This is a genomic window from uncultured Arcanobacterium sp. (assembly GCF_947253055.1).
Classification (GTDB): domain Bacteria; phylum Actinomycetota; class Actinomycetes; order Actinomycetales; family Actinomycetaceae; genus Arcanobacterium_A.
Genome location: NZ_CAMXYE010000097.1, coordinates 1 through 3,794 on the forward strand (window position 1 = coordinate 1; position 3,794 = coordinate 3,794).

Annotated in this window: 4 protein-coding genes and 1 pseudogene; all 5 read right to left on the reverse strand. The window is 52.0% G+C overall.

Annotation, left to right across the window (positions count from 1 at the left end):
- Positions 1–15: 15 nt before the first annotated feature.
- Positions 16–879 carry a hypothetical protein gene (locus tag Q0X35_RS06120; RefSeq protein WP_297566569.1) on the reverse strand — a complete coding sequence of 288 codons (864 nt, stop codon included), beginning with the start codon at positions 877–879 and terminating at the stop codon, positions 16–18.
- Positions 880–916: 37 nt separating this feature from the next.
- Positions 917–1,786: an anchored repeat-type ABC transporter permease subunit gene (locus Q0X35_RS06125; protein ID WP_297566571.1), complete on the reverse strand. Its 870-nt coding sequence runs from the start codon at positions 1,784–1,786 to the stop codon at positions 917–919.
- Between the two features lie 2 nt (positions 1,787–1,788).
- The gene (locus Q0X35_RS06130) at positions 1,789–2,571 is read right to left on the reverse strand and encodes a metal ABC transporter ATP-binding protein (RefSeq protein WP_297566573.1); all 783 of its coding nucleotides are present in this window, start codon (positions 2,569–2,571) and stop codon (positions 1,789–1,791) included.
- Entirely contained in the window at positions 2,564–3,526 is a 963-nt protein-coding gene (locus tag Q0X35_RS06135) for a choice-of-anchor M domain-containing protein (RefSeq protein ID WP_297566575.1), read from the reverse strand. The genes Q0X35_RS06130 and Q0X35_RS06135 overlap by 8 nt, the downstream gene beginning before the upstream one ends.
- Positions 3,527–3,557: 31 nt before the next feature.
- Positions 3,558–3,794: pseudogene (locus tag Q0X35_RS06140) on the reverse strand (anchored repeat ABC transporter, substrate-binding protein); the annotation flags it as partial.

A 3,794-nucleotide genomic window follows, 5' to 3' on the forward strand; every position in this document is an offset into this window, starting at 1 on the left:
GTTTCGTCGGCAGCGTCAGATGTGTATAAGAGACAGCTCAACATCCGATTTATCCGCTGCCCCCGATTCCCCACTTAGGTCGGCGCCCGGATTTGCCGGAGCTGTACTGTCAGTGCTGGTAGTATTGCTGGTGTTGGCTACGCTATCAGTGCTGGCCATACTATCAGTGCTAGCTCCGCTACCGGTGCTGGCTGCGCTGGCCGAATTCTCCGCCGGGAGTGCCGTCCAAGAAATCAAACCCGCGCTCAGAGAAATCGGGGCGAAACCGTGTATAGATTCCATCTCCCGCACTGTATCGTGCAGGCGCGAAAGTTGAATGCGCGCTGCCGCCAATGCATTAGTTTCCCGTATTAACGAAGAAAGCCGGGTCAAAGTGTGCGAATAAAGCTGCGCAGCTCCAGTGGGGTGCGGGTGAGTAATATCGATAACTCCCGTATTGACCACTTCCGGGCGGGAAGCCATCTTTTCTGCTTCGGCGCTAAGTTCGGCATACCAACTGGCATATGCTTCTTCCATCAATTCGCCAGCAGTTTTTTGCACCGCCGGGGCGGAGCTTTGTTGCACCGCATTATTTTCGCCACTAGTTTCGGAATTAACGGCAACAGTTTCCGGATCATCAGTACTTTCAGAATCTGCCGCACTGGATTCTGCGGTTACTTCCGGATTGGCTTCCACGTTAATTTCAGAATTTGCCGCACTCGCGGCAGCACTAGCTACCTGATTGGCTTCTGGGATAGCTTCGCCACTAGTTTCTACACTAGTTTCTACGCTATCCGAAGTTACTTCTGGAGCAGCGTCTGCTTCTACTTCCGCAGCGGATTTTTCCGCAGCGGATTTTTCCGCCGCGCGGTCTGGGTTATGACGGGAAAAAAGACTCACAATTCCACCGTACTGGTTTTCCCGAAAAACTGGGGGCTTACGCGCCGAAGACAGGTAGTTTGCGCCGGCGCGCCGCGTAACGCGTACGCAGTGCCACCAATATCCAGACCAGCACAAAAATGACGCTCACCACCAGAACAATAGCCGCTCCGGTGGGCACTGCGAAAGCCCACGATACCCACATTCCTATTACTGCTGCGCAGATACCGATGAGCGGAGCTATTAGCATCATTGACGATACCCGTGGGCTTATCATTCGCGCAGCGGCAGCTGGCGCCACTAGAAGAGCAATCACCAAGATATTTCCGATAGTTGATACCGAAATCACCACAGAGATGGCGATGCAGAGATAGAGAAGTAGATCCGTGCGCAGCGGAGAATATCCGATAGCGCGGGCGTAATCCCTATCGAAACTCACCGCCAATAAAGCCTGATGGTAATAAAGTAACAACCCTAATACTGCTATTCCCACTGCTGCTACTACCAGCAGATCCCGACTCCGCACACCGGTGAGAGAGCCAAAGAGTAGAGACTCCAGCGAACCAGTGTAGTTCGGCAATCGAGAAATTATGAGTAAACCGAGCGCAAAAGCAGCCGTGAAGAAAATGCCGATTAGCGAATCTTCTCGCACTGCTTGGTTATAGGCGAAAAGAGCTATAAGGACGGCTACCGCTATTCCGGCGGCCGCGCCTCCAATCAGCGTGGATGTGCCTAAGGCAAAAGAAACGGCAATACCGGGGAATACCGCATGCGAAAGCGCATCTCCCACAAACGAAAGCCCGCGCAACACTACGTGGGTGCCGACTACCCCGCACAGTACCGAGCTCATTACGGCCATGAGGAGTGCCCGCGGTAAAAACGCTAAAGCCGGATTACTCATATCGGTAAAGAAATCAATTATGCTCATTTTTATTTCTGCTCTTTTCCGGATCCTGCTCGAAATTCTGCTCGAGATTCCACCGCAGTAGGCTTTTCTATTAGCGCACTCATCATGCGCACCAGAGGTGAATTTATATCTACACCGTAAGACTCTGCCCAAAGCTGCGGGTCAGTTAGCTCAGCCAACGGAGCAAGAGCGCGTACGCGCCGATTAAGTATCAACATCCGGTCTGCTATTTCCGCGGCCTGCGCTAAATCATGCGTAGACATCAAAATAGAAATTCCGGCCGCCTTTAACTGCTGGCAAAGCTCCGCCAGCAAATCTTGATTGGGGTGATCTAATCCCGTAAAAGGCTCATCTAGCAGCAATAACTCTGGTTGGCTCACTAGCGCCCGCGCAATTAGCACACGCTGTTTTTGCCCACCGGAAAGCTCGCCGATATTGCGCTGGCGCAAATCTAGTAGCTGCACCTTTTCTAGCGCTTGATAGACTTTTCGCCACTGCGCAGCGGTAGCTAAAAATCGAGGTTTCAGCGAAGTGAGCACTACTTGCTCTACCGAAATGGGATAGCTCCAATCGGCATCTTGCCGCTGCGGCACGTACCCCACTCCTCCTTGCAACTCTATTTTCCCTGCTGCCAATGGTAAAAGCCCCATAATGGCGCGAATTAGAGTGGTCTTTCCCGCCCCGTTAGGTCCAATTACACACAGTAGCTCCCCGGGGGATATATCCAGATTAATATCGCGCAGTACGGCGCGCCCGCCCAGATTGACGGCTAAATCGCTGATATGTAGCAAGGGTTTTTCACTCATGCAATGCCTCCGCTTGCCGCGCCGCAGTGCGCCGACGCAGCGCTAGCGCCAAACCGAGGACGCCTCCGGCGAGCGCCAGCAAGGCCACCCCAATATAGAGCACAAAGCGCGAACTAAATTCCGAATTTTCTGCCTCTGCTCCACTAGCTGCTTCTGGAGCTGGCAAAGAGCCACTTTCTTCCCACTGCATCGCTAAGGCTTTTTGCCCGTCTGCCTTATCTCCCACGGCGAGATGGAGAATCTGCGTATCTGATACGGTCTTCCCCCTGATAGAGGCTTCGGCGGTCAAACGCAGTAGATGCTCCCCTGGATCTGTGAATACCCAGTTCACGTGGGTATGAGTATTAGGTTCTATAAATACGGGCTGTGATTTCTTCTCCGCTGCATTCCAAAGTTTCTGCGGGCCGGAGAAATTACCGGCGTCTACGAAGGCACTAAAGTTTCCAGCTCCTTGGTGCCCACCAAAAATTAAATTCACTCCGCCTTTCGAAACGGCGAGTAATTCCGGATCTTGGGTATTCCAGCCCAGCCAAACGACCCCGTCTAATTGTTGCTGCGGTATCACCCAAGCTTCTCCCTGCGCTTTGGTAAATTCATATTCCTTACCGGCAGGTACCGCTAATTTTCCTTTATCGCTTACGCGCACCACCACATCTGAAATATGCCGCCAAATAGGAGTGCCCGTGGTGTCGTCACGCAGCATAAGTTCCATTTTCCCGTCGTGCATTTTTGCACCCATATCGAGATGCCCCGCCGAAATTTCTACTGCCTGCCCCCGCGGAGCTATTTTTTCGTCTTTGTCCACTACCTGGGTAAGAGCCGGATCCACCTCTCCAGCTGGAGAATCATCGGCAACAGCCAGCGGATGCACTCCCGCAATAATTAGAAACAATCCAAACAGTAAAAACACGGTAAACCACAAGAGCAAACCGGAAATCTTACTTAATTTTTTCACTTTTACCTCTATTTCCTCATTAACTGCGGTACTACTTACCGGCATTGGCCTTTAATGCGACACGGCGTACATCTTCCGGTTCCCACGCCGGCAAGGAGCCTGGATCTAGACAATTTTTCAAAGCTTTCCCGTTATATTTCAAGAGTGCCAAATAGTTAGGCACTTCCGGAGTGAGAGTATCGGCATATATATTGCACACTTCGATATTCTGCGCCGCCGCTAGATTCAACAAATCTTGTTTATGCCGCCGCGTAGTGGGCTCCACAAA